The organism is Lentilactobacillus farraginis DSM 18382 = JCM 14108, from assembly GCF_000583655.1.
GTDB lineage: Bacteria > Bacillota > Bacilli > Lactobacillales > Lactobacillaceae > Lentilactobacillus > Lentilactobacillus farraginis.
This window is the reverse complement of sequence record NZ_BAKI01000021.1, coordinates 24,725-40,458: the sequence shown is the minus strand read 5'-3', so window position 1 is coordinate 40,458 and position 15,734 is coordinate 24,725. Positions and strand designations below refer to the sequence as shown.

The following is a 15,734-nucleotide window of genomic DNA, read 5'->3' as shown; positions in this document are numbered from 1 at the left end:
AGAAAAAGAAAACACTCCCGGTTGGAAACTTTTTTTAAGGAGTTTTAGGGAACCACTAATTATTATTTTGTTGGTCGCGACTGTTTTGGCATTAGCCAGCGCGGTTTATGATTTTAATGTGACGGGTGATCATGCACATGCGATGGCTTCCGTTTATGAGGCCGCTGCAATTTTAATCATTGTTTTAATTAATGGTGGCCTGACTTTCCATCAAACCCGGTCAGCTCAAAAATCGTTAGCGACATTATCCAATATGCGGCAGCATCACATGAATGTATTAAGAAATGGTTCTTGGAAATCAATTGCTGCCGATCAACTGGTTCTCGGCGATGTTGTAACTGTTAAATCTGGTGACTTTATCGAAGGCGATCTGCGCTGGATTAAGGTATCCGAATTACAGGTGGACGAGGCTCACTTAACCGGTGAATCCGATGCCATCAGTAAGACAATTGGCCCATTACCTGAAGATACGGAACTTGGTGGTCGAACCAATATGGGATATTCCGGCTCAATGGTTGTTAACGGTAATGGGATTGGCGTTATTGTAGAAACCGGAATGCATACAGAATTGGGCCGCATTTCCAATTTAATGCAGGAGATTGGCGAAACAAAGACGCCGATTGAAAAGTCGGTTCATAGCTTAAGCAAGAAATTAATGTTGTTGGCAGGCCTGATTATCTTAGTGACAATTGGATTTGATCTTGTTAAATCAGTGATGGCCAACGGGACTATTTCAGTTGGGGATCTGGCGGGAACATCGTCAACAGCAATTGCGATCGCAGTTGCATCGATTCCGGATGCCATGCCGGTAGTGCTCTCAATTGTTTTAACTATTGGTGCTAAAATGCTGGCAGATAATAAAGGACTAATCAAATCACTGAGCAGTGTGGAGACACTTGGTGCAACAACTTATATTGCGTCTGATAAAACCGGAACTTTAACTAAAAACGAAATGACGGTTACCCGTTTTCTGACTAATGGCCAGATCTACCAAGTTGAAGGAAAAGGTTACACACCGGTTGGCGATTTTATTAAGTCGAACGGAAAAGCCGGGAATCCAAAAGATTTCAAACGGTTACTTGAGGTGGCGGTTTTGAATAATGAAGCCGAAATTAAGCCGGATGAGAAGCAAAACTGGCGACCGTTCGGAAACCCAACCGATGTTTCGTTGGTCGTATTGGGGGCAAAGCAGGGCATTAAACGGGATGCTTTATTGGAAAACCAAGCCGGCCATGATATTGATATTATTCGGGTGTTGCCGTTTGACAGTACCCGAAAAATGATGACGGTAGTGATTAAAGAAGATGACGATTATTACAGTTTGACAAAGGGCGCACCGGATGTTGTTGCGCTGCGAACAAAATCGGTTTTGATGAATGGCGTTGTAAAAAAAGATGCTGCTTTTGAAGAAGAAATTCATCAGGCAGTTCTGGATTTTGCCGGGGATGCTTTGAGAACAATTGCGCTCACACAAAGAAAAATCACAAAAGACCAAGCTTTGCATGCTTCCGCAGAAAAGTTGGAACAGGATCTGTGCTTTGTTGGGTTGGTTGGCATTATTGACCCACCAAGAGAAGAAGTGAAAGCATCTATTAAGAATCTTTCCGATGCTTCAGTTAATGTTGTAATGATTACTGGTGATCACGCTGAAACGGCGAAAGCAATTGCCAAACAGCTGGGAATTATCAAGTGTGATGATGCCCGGGTTATTACCGGTCGGCATTTGGAAAAGATGACTGATGAACAGCTAAGTGAACTTGCGTTGGCCACGCGGGTTTATGCCCGGGTAACCCCTGCACACAAGCAGCGAATTATTACAACCCTTCAGGCGCATCAACAGGTTGTCGCAATGACAGGGGATGGTATTAATGACGCGCCGGCACTAAAAGCGGCTGATATTGGCATTGCAATGGGGATTAATGGTACTGAAGTTACCAAAGATGCGGCTGATTTGATTTTGCTGGATGATAAATTCACAACCATTGAGAAATCGGTTAAATTCGGCCGAACAATTTTTTCAAATATTCTTAATTTTATGCGCCACGAATTAACAACCAATGTTGCGGAGGTCTTGTCACTGTTATTAGGGGTATTCTTGATTACTTCTCCAATTGGCGAAATCTCGGAAGTAACGCCGACTTTAACTGCTTTAATGGTATTATGGGTGAACATGATTAGTGACTCGTTGCCATCGTTTGCCTTGGGTTATGATAAACCGGAGGCGGATTTGATGAAACAAGAGCCACGAAATCCACGACAATCTATTTTGGCAAATGGCATGTTAACCAGAGTATTGCTTCGGGGATCTGTTATGGGCGGACTAGTCTTTTTAGCATTTGTTTGGGCGGCTTTCCAGGGATATTCAGTCGCGCAAAGTCAAACGATTGCGTTTCTAACGTTGGTATTTGGCCAGTATGGCATGTTTATGATGCCAGAAGTGCCAAAACGCTATTTGATCGTAATCCGTTTAGTAACTCCAGGTTAACATTGGCCGTTGGTTTTGCGGCAACCACCTCGATTTTGGTCACCCTTGTGCCATTCTTTAATAATGTAATGGGGACGGCACCGTTAACGATGTCAATGTACCTTGGGATTATAATTGTTTCTGCAGTTCCAACATTTGTGCTTTCAGGAATCAAGAAACTGGTGATCAAAATGAGACCTGATCGAAACAATGAGCAACTGGATGCCGCCTAATCATTATCGATACAGATCAATGGGTCCGATGACCATGAACATTTAAAGCGTTATGAATTTTTTCGATTAATGCACCATAATCTTTGATATAGTGGATAGCCAGCGAACTGATGATGACATCGAATTTAGCTTCAAGCTGGTCGATTGCCATTATGTCCATAATATGATAATGAATGTTGGGCTGAGTGGTCATGGCTTGTGTCTTGTCAATCATCTTACTGGATGCATCGATACCAACGACTTCTTTGGCACCATGATCGGCTGCATAACGACAGTGCCAACCATAGCCGCAATCAAGATCTAAAACGGTCTTTCCCGTAAAGTCCGGAAAGAGTTTACGTAGTTCGTGCCATTTTCCCGCTGCACTTAGGCCGTATTTTGAGCGGGGCATTTGGCTGTAAGCTTCAAAAAAGGATTGATCATCATATATATCTGTCATTGAAAGGCCTCCATAAATTAAAGTCTTATTATCATCATATTCCAAAATATTGAATAACAGGCGCTTGGCACAAACTTAATTAGTTTGCACCGAGCGCCTGTCGCTATTAGTTACAATTTTTTCTCAAACCCTTCCATCGGTGCCAGCGAATTTTGATAATCCTGATGAAGCTCGGGATCATCAGTAAACTGCATGACAGAATAGAAGGACTCCCTCAAATACGTTTGCATAACCGGTGGAATTGCTAACTCATCCATATCTGACGGACTAATTTGTGTCCGGATACTTTTTAGATCATTGTGAGCCACTTTTTGAACCCACTGTGGTTCCCGAATAAAGGCACGCCCAATAGCAACCAAATCAGCACCATCGGCCATCGCAGCATTAACGTCTTCGGGGGTTGTCACGGATCCAATCCCGATAAGTGGAATAATTCCATGAGTATGTTCAGCAAATTGAGAAATTAATGACTGCTTGTTACTTGGATCATTTAACGAAGTTCGCTTGTAACTCCCCATTGAAAGGTGAAGATAATCAACTTTGTCTCTAATTTGATCAACAAAGAAGAGGGAATCTTCCAAACGAATCCCTGGTGTTTCGATTTCTTCTGGTGAAAGTCGATAGCCAACTATAAAGGGCCTATCTGCGTAGTCTCTAACAACTTTATTGACGGTTTTAATTACAGCAAGCGGGAACTTCAACCGTTTTTCTCTTGAACCGCCCCAATCATCGGTTCGTTGATTGGCATTTTCAGAATAAAATTGTTGCAGTAGATACGTGTTGGCACCGTGAAGCTCAACGCCGTCAAAACCGGCTTTGATAGCTCGCTTTGTGGCTTCACCGAAATCAGAAATAAGTTGAAGAATCTCGTCAGTCGTTAATGCCCGTGGCGTCTCGGAATTAGCGGGGTAAGTGGCCGCAATTGCACTGGCACTAACCGGCTTTTCACCGCGAAGAATGGCACTATTTGATTTGCGGCCTGCGTGAAAGATTTGTAGGATAGCCTTTGTGCCGTCTTGATGAATCACACTCGCCAGATTGGTTAGCCCGGGGAGCATGTCGTCGTGGGCAACCGATAATTCTCCTTCGAACCCCTTGCCGCTATCGCTAACGTTGGCAACACCCGTTATCATCATTCCGGGACCGCCGGCACGAGCTGCATAGTAATTGAGTTCGTCAGTGGTGATCATACCATTATAAAAACTGGTCATTGTGGTCATTGGTGACATGACGATATGATTTTTGATTTCCAAACCATTATTGAATTTAAACGATGATAAAAATGGTTGCTTTGTCATAAAATGATTTCCTCCAAATTTCTACTGGGCTTTCTAAACTATATATGCTAGTATACGTGTTACGGAAAGTTGAACAAGTACGCACTAAAAAGTCATATAGTTACTTAAAAGTGCCTAATGGGACCTATCAAGGATTATAAGGAGTTTAACAATGGAAAAAATTTATCACATTGGTGTTGAAGCGACTCTGGATGTTATCGGCGGTAAGTGGAAGCCGATCATTTTATGCCATCTTGGAAATGGCCCTCTTAGAACCGGTGAACTTCGCCGGCGTATTCCAACTATTACTCAAAAGATGTTGACCCAGCAATTAAGGGAATTGGAAGAAGACGAGATCATTGTCCGAAAAGTCTATAATCAGGTACCTCCCAAGGTTGAATATTATTTGTCTGATGAAGGGAAAACATTACGCGATTTGTTGGTCACAATGTCTGTATGGGGTGAAAAGCGGGTTAAGCGACTACAGGCAAAGGGACAACCTGTAGAATTATTAAGCCAGGGACACGAAGGCTATCTGAAATTCTAGTAGTTAAAATAAGTTGTGTAATAATTAGGCAACAAGCAAGAATTCACAAAAGGGACTCAATTTTTGGGGTACACCTCACCGCTAACGATGTCAATGTACCTTGGGATTATAATTGTTTCAGCAATACCGACATTTGTACTTTCTGGCGTTAAAAAGCTGATAATGAAAATGAGAAGCGGCCAAAATGAGCAATTGGATGCCGCTTGACATTATCGGATGTTTTAGTCATTGAAATGGCTTTAAACTGGTCATTGTCTTGTGAATAAGCATCATTGTTGTGACGACGATATTAAAAACGGGAGTTGGGCAAAAGCAATTTTGTCCAACTCCCGTTTATGAAATCACGATTATTACCGAGTGGAAATGTGCGCCGAAAGGCAACTTCCTGCTGCATAATCGAATTATCCAAATATTAGGCGTTTTTTCTTCGGGTGGCTTTTCCCGACATTAATTGTTGATAATAATCCATATCGACAGTTACCGTTGTTTTAGCGTCACCGTTATTTGAGGAAAGAATAATGTCTTTTAACGGTGTTGGCTTTGGACATTTCGATTGGTCAATCAGAGCCGTTCCAATGATGTTTTTAGCCTTATTCAAGGCTTCTTCTTTGGTGATGCCTCTTGTCCAGGCACCGTCAATATCAGGAATTTCAACACTGTAACCGATTTCTTCGTGATGTAAGATAATTGGATAGGTTAATTTACGTGCGTTTTCTTTGACCATATTGAAACCTCTTTTCAGTCAAATCACAATCAGCCTTTACATTTTATTATAATAATCGGCGTCCGAATCGACTAGGGGATTTTTATATTTTTTCACGGATTATCGATTGAAAAGATGATCGGTTTTGGCTTTGGTATCGGTTCCGCTGAGACGTTCGAAAAATAGTCGGTGACGACTGGCAAACGAATCAATGAGCAGATCGACAAAAACAAGCAGGAGCAGTAAGGTTGTGATTAAAATCCCCCACCAAATCATTGTTAGCTGGGATTCCGGAACGGTGCCGCTTAGTTGAAGCAGTACCAGGTTGGTAAAGAAAATACCACCAATGACGCCATACGCAAGCACGTTTCGCCAGATAACCCGATACCATTTGGCTCGGTGACCGAATTTATCAACCACCCGGATGTTTACCAGCTGCATACCGATAGACCGCTGAAAAAAGACTTCGGGGATAATGATCAGAATAAACCAGGCGATTATCGTGATGACCCAATCATGCCGATTGGTCATTAGTGAAATAATCAGGTCGAGCAGACTGATTAAAATTAAATCGATTATCAAAGCGGTCAGTCGGCGAATGGCCGAAATACTGTGGCTGTGTGAAAGCGCGTGGGCCTGCACCCGTTCTTTGGTCGGTAAGATTTTGGCCAGTCCGCCTGTCAGCCAATAACCAAGCATGCCACCGGCAGTGTTTAAGATTAGGTCGTCAACGTCAAATAACCGGTATGACCGGGAATAAATGCCATATAAGCCGGTATATTGTGTCACTTCAAAGAAAAGTGATAAGCAGAAACTCATTACCAGGGTCTGTTTCCAGCTGCGTTGAAAGTAGTAGTGCAGATAAAAGCCAAAGGGAATTGTTAGGAAAATGTTAAATAAGGGCTGGATAACCGTTGGCGCTTTTAAGGCTGCCACCCAAGTAGCCGGGTGAAGAAGTGAAAATGGGTTGTATTTAACAAAATCGAAAACAAAAGTAAACGGGACCAGGTTATAGGTCGGCGTTTTCAAGTGATCGACGAAGCTTTGACTTGGTAAAGGTAAAATAGTCAAAAAATAGGCGCACATCAGGTAAAAAACAAAGGTATACAGCAAAAAAATGTGCCACTTTGGCAGTGCACCATATCGATGGTAGTTAACCAACAGGATCGGCAGGGTAATCAGAATTGCCAGAAGTGGAAATAAAATAACGGCTGTGTAAATAACGTGAATATATTGGGACATGGGTGCCTCCTATAACTTGATTGCTTTGATTTTGACCTGATAAGTCAGGTTGGGTGCCTGAATGGTAACCGTCTCACCGGTTTTGTGATTCAATAGGGCCGCCCCAATTGGCGAAGCAATCGAAATCTTGCCGTGATCAATATCGACTTCCGGGGTTCCAACAATTTGATAGGTTTCAGTTGCTTGATCATCCAGAAACTCAACCGTAACATACTTGCCTACCTCAACCTTATCGTTGTCAGTCGGCGTGTAAATCTTGGCATACTGCAGTTCTTTTCGTAAGAAGCGTAACCGACTTTCCAGATGGCGTAAATCCCGTTTGGCAGCGCTGTATTCAGCGTTTTCCGATAAGTCACCAAGGGCCCTGGCATCCGCCAATGTTTTAATTTTAGCCGGTCGGCTGTTTTCAAGTGCGTTGATTTCATCTTTAATTTTTTGATAACCGGCTTTGGTTATTTTATTGAAATGCGGTTCCAAAGAATCACTCCTCATTTTATATTCAATAATAATTCTATAACAGTTTCGAAAATAGTCACAATTATTTTCAGGTGATTAGTGGTTCTTTCATTACAAAACCAAACCTGTTTTGGTCTGCGGCGATAGGCTTCCCGCTCAAATATTACTAAATGGCCGATTACTTTAACACACTTGTAATTTTATAGTTACCTCTGTGTAAATCCGACGGTGTATATTCATAGTCGTTAATTAATCACGGAGGGAAATATTGATATTATGAGTTTAAAGAAATCCATTGTTACGTTAATGACGGCACTTACTATGTTTGGGACATTCCAAGTAGCCGCAACCCAAGAAATCGCAAATGCACAGACAACCAGTACCTACACATCACACCTCTCAAAAGCCAACCTCGCTGCCAAAAAGTGGATTGCCTACCATGAGTCGCGAGGATCATACACTGCTCGAAATGGCCAGTATATCGGCCGTTACCAATTAAGCTCATCCTATTTACACGGTGACTATTCAAAAGCTAATCAGGAAAAGACTGCTGATCGTTACGTTAAAGCCCGTTATGGCAGCTGGGTAAATGCCAAGCACCACTGGAAAGCATACGGTTGGTACTAAAAATTAATATAATGGGTTAATTCCCGCTAACTAAAAGTCGTCATTGATCAGATGTTTCTGATTGATGGCGACTTTTTTGAAATCAAATTGTTATAATGAATCAGATTTAAAATCAGAATTATTCGACTATTGGGAAATAAGGTGGTTATGGTGGGTGGATTATTCGGAAATAACATTGTGATTGTTTGAAATTCATGGTAATATGTCGTTATTACGTTAAACACGAATGAAAAGGGAGAGTATGATGAATAATGTTTCTGTTTCGGATAAGAAGACACCGATTCGTAATGCCATTTTAGGGTTTCAGCATTTACTCGCAATGTATTCCGGCGATATTTTGGTGCCATTGTTGATTGGTGGCGCATTGAAATTCAACGCGACCCAAATGACGTATCTGGTTTCCATGGATATCTTTATGTGTGGGATTGCCACGTTGCTTCAAATCAGACGAACACCGATCACTGGAATCGGCTTGCCGGTTGTTTTGGGATGTGCGGTGGAGTATGTTGCCCCGCTGCAATCAATTGGTAAGAATTTCGGCCTGGGGTACATGTACGGCGGGATTATCTGTGCGGGGCTGTTTATTATCATCGCGGCCAAACCGTTTGCTCATTTAAGAAGGTTTTTCCCGCCGGTTGTTACCGGTTCGTTGATCACGTTAATTGGTTTTACGCTGATGCCGGTTGCCTTTCAAAATTTGGGTGGCGGGGATGCGACTGCCAAAGCCTTTGGAAATCCAACTCATTTATTCTTGGGATTCTTAACAGCTCTGATTATTGTTATTTTAAATATTTGGGGAAGAGGATTCCTAAAGCAGATTGCTATTTTAATTGGGATTTTGATTGGTACGGTGGTGGCGATCTTTATGGGCACCGTTGGCTTTGAATCAGTTGGTCAGGCCCATTGGGCACAGCTGCCGCAATTCTTTTATTTTGCGGCACCCAAGTTTGAATGGTCATCGATCGCCACTTTAATTTTGGCCGCTTTGACTTGTATGATTGAATCGACTGGTGTTTATTTTGCCTTAAGTGATATTACCGGCCGTAAGTTAACAGATCGGGATTTGGAACATGGTTATCGTTCTGAAGGAATCGCTGCAATTTTTGGTGGTGTCTTTAATACCTTCCCGTATTCAACATTTTCTCAAAACGTTGGGATTGTCCAATTATCCGGCATTAAAAAGTTGGCACCGATTTATTATTCGGCATTCTTCTTAATTATTCTCGGCTTAATTCCGAAGTTTGGTGCGATTGCGACTTTGATTCCGGCTTCAGTCCTTGGCGGTGCAATGCTGGTGATGTTTGGCATGGTTGGTGCTCAGGGCGTTAAGATGTTGTCTCAAATTGATCTTAACAACAAGAATTTATTGATTATCGCTGTTTCGGTAGGCTTGGGTCTGGGAGTTACTACTCAGCCCAACCTGTTCCAATACCTGCCCGCTACCGTTCAGGTTATTATGAGTAATGGGATGGTTGTTGGTAGTTTTACAGCCGTTATTTTAAATATTTTGCTTAACCATACCGGGTTAAAGAACCGGGTGGAAGAGTAATCAAAGCAAATAAAACCAGCTGGACCAAAGTGTTAAACTTCGGTTCAGCTGGTTTTTTAGGTTAGGCAGCTTGATTATTGATAACTGTCATATAATTTTTCGAAATTAACGGTGCCGAGTCCGGTTGCCTGATTATAGACTTTTCCGGGCTGACCCGTGTAATAAAGATTAGAATTGTTGGTGGTACTGTCCATGACGGTGAATGGTGTTTTGGCCTTATCCTGAGCCAATTGATAGATCTGGGTATTCCAAAGTCCCATTCGAGTGCCTTTACCACTGTTCATAACGGCAGTTGCCCCGTTAAACTGTGGTGCAACAAAGCTGGTACCACCGGATACCTGCCAGCCACCCATTGCCTTGTCGTAAACGTCATACCCGGTTAACGGATCGGCATCTGCGGATATATCCGGATAGTTTCGACCATAATCGGTACCACTTACCAGAACAGGGCTCTTTCGCGGCTGCAGGAGATTTGAGATGTATTGCCGAGCGTTAAAGGTGTTTACCCCGGGAACCCCTTCCTGGTACTGTGGGGTGTTATAGAGGTGACTGATGCCGCCACCGCCACCGGCAGTTGCGTAAGAGTACAGCTTGATATTATTCAGCATATTATTTCGACCCTTGAAATAAGCGTTGAATAGGTAATCGCCACCCCAGGCGCGTTCCTTATCGACGGATACTTTGACACCTTTTTTAATCTGTTTACTAAATGGTAGGGTCGTGCCACCGGTTGTGGTAACCCAAGGGTTGTCGGCCGGGAAAAAGGCATACGTGCTGTAATTTGGCAATGAAATCGGGCCAATCTTACCACCAATTCCTTGAGCCAAGGCACCGGAATCACCGGATGCAGCAAAGGTCGAAACACCTTGAAGAGCACCTTGCGCCATAACAATATTCATTACTTGGCCGTAGACTGGTGTTAGAAGCCGGTTATTCTTGAGGTAATGAGTGAGATATTCATTGGTTCCCCAACTTATTGAGAGAGAACCGGCCTTGTTTTCGTCAAAAGCAGTCGCAAAGGCATTTACCATCCCGACATCGCTAAAGTTTGCCTGATAAACGCGAACATTTGCTTTCGGCGCCACAGCACCGGCTTGCTCGGCATCAACGGTTGTTTCAACCTGATTTTCGGGCGTATCGGTTGTTTGGCTTGACGGACTGGCTATCTTTTTGACGCTGATTCGTTTTGAACTGCTGTTAACGCCTTCAGACTTCCAAAAATGGGTGACATTGGATTTCTTTAATCCGGCAAAGGTTACAATTCCCACGGTTTGCCCTTGGCCTTGGTAACCTTTGTCATAAAGTGGCTGAAGCTGATAACGCTTGGTAAACTTGCTTGGTGAATACTTCTTTTCGGGACCCTTGGCTTTTTTCTTGGTCTTTTTAGCCAAACCGCCGGCCTTGGTATTTAAATTGGTAATTCCCAAGACTGCCAAAACGTTATCGGCCAGTGCTGTTGGCATCTTGGGCTTTTTGCTTGAAAATTGAACCGGATTTTCATGGTATTTGGCAGTTTCCAAATTAGTCGAAAAGGCTTTATTGACGTTTTTGGCGGTACCGGAAACTTTGATAATCAAGCCATTGGCAAAGACGTGACTCTTTAAGTGATACTTGGTTAAGTACGTCTTATACTGACCCGTCACCTTAGCGGGTTGGCCAAATTTTGCCCGAAAACTGGCTGGCGTATAAAACTGCTTGAAGCTGGGTTTTCCCGGCGTATTGACATTATAAATTTCGTCGGTTAGTTGTTTTTGATTCTGTGGTTTTAAAAAGATGTCCAGTTGAACATGTTTTTTCGGTGAGACCTTCTTTTTGGCCATTAACTTTTTCAAAATCTTATTGATGCCGTAAGGATCCGAACCGGCACTTTTTTTCTTGGACGCCGCCGAAGCACTTGGCGCCAACAGTAAAAAGACGGCGGCTCCCGTTAAGCCGGCTAATAATAACTTTTTTGCTTTCAAATAACTCATACCCTTCCTGTTAAAAACTCCCCCACACTTAATCACCCCTGATTAAGTGCCATAGTCACTTGTCAGAACAGTGTTCCCTCAAAATCCTGTCAGTGAGATGCACGCTATGTATCGAACAAATCTCTGAGAGCACTTTTTAATGCCGGTTCGAGTGATAATTTTTGAGCCGGTAGTTCCCCAGTTGTTGAACGTTAAATTGGCAAGCTCCTTTCTAATCATTGTTAGGGTACTCTGAATGTTTAAACATGTCAATAATGTTACATGAATATGAATTTTTTATGACGATTTTAGTCAATTTTGTTATCAGTCAATCCAAAATAATAATTGATTATCAAGACATGTAGGGGTAGTGTTAACTGGTTTTAAGCAGAAAATAAAAGTGAACCGCCGATTTTTGATCGGGGTTCACTTAAACATCAAGTTTGAATTTTTATTGATTACCGGCTTGGCGCGTATTCTTCAACAACGTCCGTAATAATATTTAATAAATCGGTAATCGGTTCTGAAGCTTGTTTTGTTTTCATGTAGCTGATACCAAAGTCGGCCGCAATGGCGTCGGTTGGAATTGGTGCCACGTTAATTTTCTTGCGCTGGTCGTCATTGACAAACTGATCGCTGACGAAGACCTCTGGGGCAATCGTTGTTCCCAATGCGTCAAGGGCAAGGTTGGCGGCAAGATGAATGTCGGGAACCTCCAAGCTGTATTCCGGTGAAACGCTCAGATCGCTTAAGTAGTTATTCACTGCCCGCTGATAGAAGTCTTGTTGTGGAATGCCGATGAAAGGTTCGCCGGACAGCTTGTTGAAGTTCAAACTGTCATAATCGACCTTGTATTTACCTGACTGGAATAATGATGATGATTCTGGAATGATAAAGACGAGTGGCACTTTGGCAACCGGTTGGTAATCAATCTTGGGATTTGAAAGCGGCTGACCAACAAAAAAGTCCAATGAACCTGATAACAGTCGTTTCTCTGCGTCCCGGCTATTCATGCGAATTACTTGGGCATGAATTTTAGGATATTTGTGAGAAAACCTAATCAGAATGGGTTCATAGATATCGTTGGATAAAACGTCATTCGAAGCAATCGTTAGATGACCGTATTTAAATTCTGACAGGTGGGTCATTTCCCGATCCAGATTAGCCCGAAGTCGATTTTCTTCCTGCAGGTAAGATAGTAACTTCTCGCCTGCATACGTTAACTGGATCGGATGAGATGATCGGTCAATTAAACGAACGCCAAAGTTAACCTCGGCGTTCTTTATTACCCGACTGATATAGGGTTGGGTAACAAATAATGCTTGGGCAGCCTTTGACATATTGCCTTGAGCCTTAATTTCTTCAAGAAACGAAAGTAATTTGCTATTCATAATTTTTTCTCCTTTAAGGACCTTTCATCTTTATACTTTATCAACTTTTATTTACATATTGATTATATGTCATTTGAGTGGCAGATGCATGCATAATGACTTATCGACTTATTAAACCATAGTGGAAAGTCAATAAAAAGTATACCAAGTAGTAATAAGCTAGTAAAGCAATTATCGCAATCATTTATGTAGATTAAGTGAAATTTAATAACTAAAAATGATTACTATACTGTACTAACATAAAAATGTGAATTTTTTGTAAACAAAAAGTGAAAACTTTGTGGAGAATGGTAAAATTAAGTCAAATTTAAGGATTGAGAGGAAACCAGACTATGAGGATTGAGCAATCACCGGAATTTCAAATTCACCTTCAAAATTTAAGAAGTAAGGAACCACTGTTTTTGGAAACAATTTATAATGTTGGTAATGGCCACTTGGGCGTTCGGGATTCAAATCCGCTTCAGGGGAATAATTTGGATTATATCGGCTCGCCTGGTTTGTTTATTAATGGTTTTTTTGACTATAACGACGTCTCATACGGTGAAAAGTACACGGGATATCCCGAAAGCGACCAAGTGATTAATCGATTGCTGGATCCCCGTTATATTCGAATCAGTTGGTAATGAAGATTCAGCTGTTGAACACTTTAAGGTTGAAAATATTGATAAAAATTTGGATATGCAAACCGGGCTGCTCCACGAGATGTTTTCGATCACGACACCTGAAAACCGTAATTTTAACTTGGTGGTTGAAAGCTTTGCCAGTCTCAGTAAACAAAATGTTTATGGTATCCGGTACTCGATTATTCCAACTAATTTTGATGATGATGTGGAAATTATCAAACTTCATAATTATGCTAACCAAGCAACGCATCAGCAAAATGAAGATGTCCGGGTGAATCAGAGCGTTGGCCAGATGCAACTGGATTTTATTCCTGATAATGGCCAGCCCAGTTATCTGATTACAACTTTTCGAAGTCAGCAGGGGTTGATTTTGACCTTTCAGGCTAATGAAAATCTTGCTCCAGATCCCAAGATTGAATATTTTAAGGACGAAAACAACCATTACGGTTATCGAAGCAAATACCGCGCTAAAAGAGGCAGCCAGAAAAATTTTGAGTTTTTATTTGCCATTGGCGATATTCATCCGCTGGTAAATGCCAGGGTGTATGCTGACCAGTACTTATCGGCACTGGATAACTATATTCGTGATACAACATTTCAGTCGGAATTGATGGCCTCAGCTCAAGTATGGCAGACTTTTTGGCTTCACAGTGACGTCAAAATTGACGGTGATCCGCAGATTCAGTTATGCCTGAGATTCAATTTGTTTGAATTGAATCAATCTGCCGGCCGGGACGGCTACACCAGTATTCCTGCCAAGGGGTTGACCGGCAACGGTTATGGCGGCCATTTCTTCTGGGATACCGAAATGTTTATGCTGGCCTTTTTCTCATATACCCAGCCCCAGCTCGCCAAGAAACTATTGATGTTTCGTTATCACACGTTAAATATCGCCAAAGAACAGGCCAGTGAGTTCGGCTTGTCCAAGGGGGCAATGTATGCCTGGTGGACGATTAACGGGTATGAATCGAGCTCTTATTGGCTGGCCGGAATGGCGCAATTTCACATTAATGCCGACATTGCGTTTGCAGTTGAACAATACTATACAATTACCGGCGATGATGACTTCCTTGAAAAATACGGTTTCGACATTATTTTGGAAACGGCCCGTTTTTGGATGCAATACGGTAATTTTACGGAGCTGGCAGGGAAACGCTGCTTCGTTATTAATAAAGTGACCGGCCCGGACGAATACAGTGCGCTGGTTGACAACAATTACTACACAAACGTCATGGCCCAGTTTAATCTGCGCTTGGCCATCAAATATGCGGATAAATTCAAGCAAACCGATATTACCAGCCGCTTGAATGTTTCTGAAAAAGAGATTGAGGCAATGAAAGAAGCTGCTGATTTAATGTACCTGCCTTATGATAAGGAAAAGAAAGTTAAATTGCAGTTTCAAGATTTTGAACAATTACCGCCGATGCATCTTGATCAGATTGATCAAAGCTTGTTTCCACTGCTGCTGCATTTTCACCCGTTGATGTTGTATCGCTACCAGGTAAACAAACAAGCGGATACGATTATGGCTGATATCCTGTTTCCAAAGGGGAACACTAAAGAGCAGTTGGAAGCCGATTACGATTTTTATGAACCGATTACCACGCATGATTCGAGCCTGTCAAAGGCGATGTATGCTATTGCGGCTTCCAGAGCCGGAAAGAAAAAACAATCTTACGATTTCTTCTCGCAAGCTGTTAAAACGGATTTGCTGGACCTGCACCATAATACGCAAAACGGCATTCACGCCGGCAGTCTGGGCGCTGCCTGGCAGGGGGTGGTCTATGGCTTTGCCGGTGTCGTGAATAACGCGGCTCACTTTAGCTTGGAACCGAAGCTACCGGCTGCTTGGAACTCGATTAGCTTTAAGCTGCGGCTGCACCATAATGAATGCTTGTTTACCATTTATCAAAACGAGGTAAAAATTGAGCTGACCAGTGGTAAGGCCTGCGAGGTTTATGTTTATGATCAAAAAGTTCGGGTAACCTCTCAGCACCCGAAGGAAACATGTTCGTATTAGGGGGCTTTGCACACTTTCTAGGACTGCTCCGTAAAACAACACCGCTGCATATAAGAGATCGATTTGAAAAATCCAAACCCAGGATTTCCCAAATCGACGTCTTATATTTCGGGTGTTAACCGTTTTACTCCGCACACTTTCTATGGTCAAATCGGCCACTTTGTATTATGATTTGTTATGATGTAGTTATGCAGTTAAATTGAGAGTTTATGGA

At 42.3% G+C, this 15,734-nt stretch carries 10 protein-coding genes and 3 pseudogenes; 6 read left to right on the top strand and 7 right to left on the bottom strand.

What is annotated here, in order from left to right:
* Window positions 1–2,697: pseudogene (locus tag JCM14108_RS14820) on the top strand (cation-translocating P-type ATPase); the annotation flags it as partial.
* A gap of 28 nt (window positions 2,698–2,725) precedes the next feature.
* Here JCM14108_RS14820 and JCM14108_RS08235 read toward each other — a convergent pair.
* Both JCM14108_RS08235 and JCM14108_RS08230 read right to left on the bottom strand, forming a co-directional pair.
* A pseudogene (locus JCM14108_RS08235) lies at window positions 2,726–3,136 on the bottom strand (class I SAM-dependent methyltransferase); the annotation flags it as partial.
* A 110-nt stretch (window positions 3,137–3,246) separates the two neighbouring features.
* The gene (locus JCM14108_RS08230) at window positions 3,247–4,434 is read right to left on the bottom strand and encodes an NADH-dependent flavin oxidoreductase (RefSeq protein ID WP_035180076.1); all 1,188 of its coding nucleotides are present in this window, start codon (window positions 4,432–4,434) and stop codon (window positions 3,247–3,249) included.
* Between the two features lie 151 nt (window positions 4,435–4,585).
* On the opposite strand from JCM14108_RS08230, the gene JCM14108_RS08225 reads away from it, so the two are divergent.
* A complete protein-coding gene (locus tag JCM14108_RS08225; protein WP_003557481.1) occupies window positions 4,586–4,960 on the top strand; it encodes a winged helix-turn-helix transcriptional regulator in 375 nt (124 codons plus the stop codon).
* Window positions 4,961–5,372: 412 nt separating this feature from the next.
* Here JCM14108_RS08225 and JCM14108_RS08220 read toward each other — a convergent pair whose 3' ends face one another.
* The 3 genes from JCM14108_RS08220 to greA form a co-directional block, all read right to left on the bottom strand.
* A complete protein-coding gene (locus JCM14108_RS08220) occupies window positions 5,373–5,684 on the bottom strand; it encodes a type II toxin-antitoxin system HicB family antitoxin (RefSeq protein WP_035180070.1) in 312 nt (103 codons plus the stop codon).
* A gap of 99 nt (window positions 5,685–5,783) precedes the next feature.
* Window positions 5,784–6,905, bottom strand: coding sequence for a VanZ family protein (locus JCM14108_RS08215; RefSeq protein WP_035180068.1), 1,122 nt, complete (start codon window positions 6,903–6,905; stop codon window positions 5,784–5,786).
* Window positions 6,906–6,914: 9 nt separating this feature from the next.
* Complete coding sequence (gene greA, locus JCM14108_RS08210; protein ID WP_035180067.1) at window positions 6,915–7,382, bottom strand: transcription elongation factor GreA; 468 nt, start codon at window positions 7,380–7,382, stop codon at window positions 6,915–6,917.
* A 255-nt stretch (window positions 7,383–7,637) separates the two neighbouring features.
* On the opposite strand from greA, the gene JCM14108_RS08205 reads away from it, so the two are divergent.
* Both JCM14108_RS08205 and JCM14108_RS08200 read left to right on the top strand, forming a co-directional pair.
* A complete protein-coding gene (locus JCM14108_RS08205) occupies window positions 7,638–7,988 on the top strand; it encodes an aggregation-promoting factor C-terminal-like domain-containing protein (protein ID WP_035180065.1) in 351 nt (116 codons plus the stop codon).
* A 244-nt stretch (window positions 7,989–8,232) separates the two neighbouring features.
* Window positions 8,233–9,537, top strand: a complete 1,305-nt coding sequence (locus tag JCM14108_RS08200) for a nucleobase:cation symporter-2 family protein (protein ID WP_235807161.1) — start codon at window positions 8,233–8,235, stop codon at window positions 9,535–9,537.
* 74 nt (window positions 9,538–9,611) lie between these two features.
* On the opposite strand, the gene JCM14108_RS08195 is transcribed toward JCM14108_RS08200, so the two are convergent.
* Window positions 9,612–11,507 carry a S53 family peptidase gene (locus tag JCM14108_RS08195; protein WP_035180063.1) on the bottom strand — a complete coding sequence of 632 codons (1,896 nt, stop codon included), beginning with the start codon at window positions 11,505–11,507 and terminating at the stop codon, window positions 9,612–9,614.
* A 437-nt stretch (window positions 11,508–11,944) separates the two neighbouring features.
* Entirely contained in the window at window positions 11,945–12,877 is a 933-nt protein-coding gene (locus JCM14108_RS08190; protein WP_035180062.1) for a LysR substrate-binding domain-containing protein, read from the bottom strand.
* 332 nt (window positions 12,878–13,209) lie between these two features.
* Here JCM14108_RS08190 and JCM14108_RS16275 point away from each other — a divergent pair.
* Window positions 13,210–14,077, top strand: a pseudogene (locus tag JCM14108_RS16275) (glycoside hydrolase family 65 protein); the annotation flags it as partial.
* Window positions 14,078–14,110: 33 nt separating this feature from the next.
* Entirely contained in the window at window positions 14,111–15,520 is a 1,410-nt protein-coding gene (locus tag JCM14108_RS08185; protein WP_500778295.1) for a glycoside hydrolase family 65 protein, read from the top strand.
* Window positions 15,521–15,734: the final 214 nt, after the last annotated feature.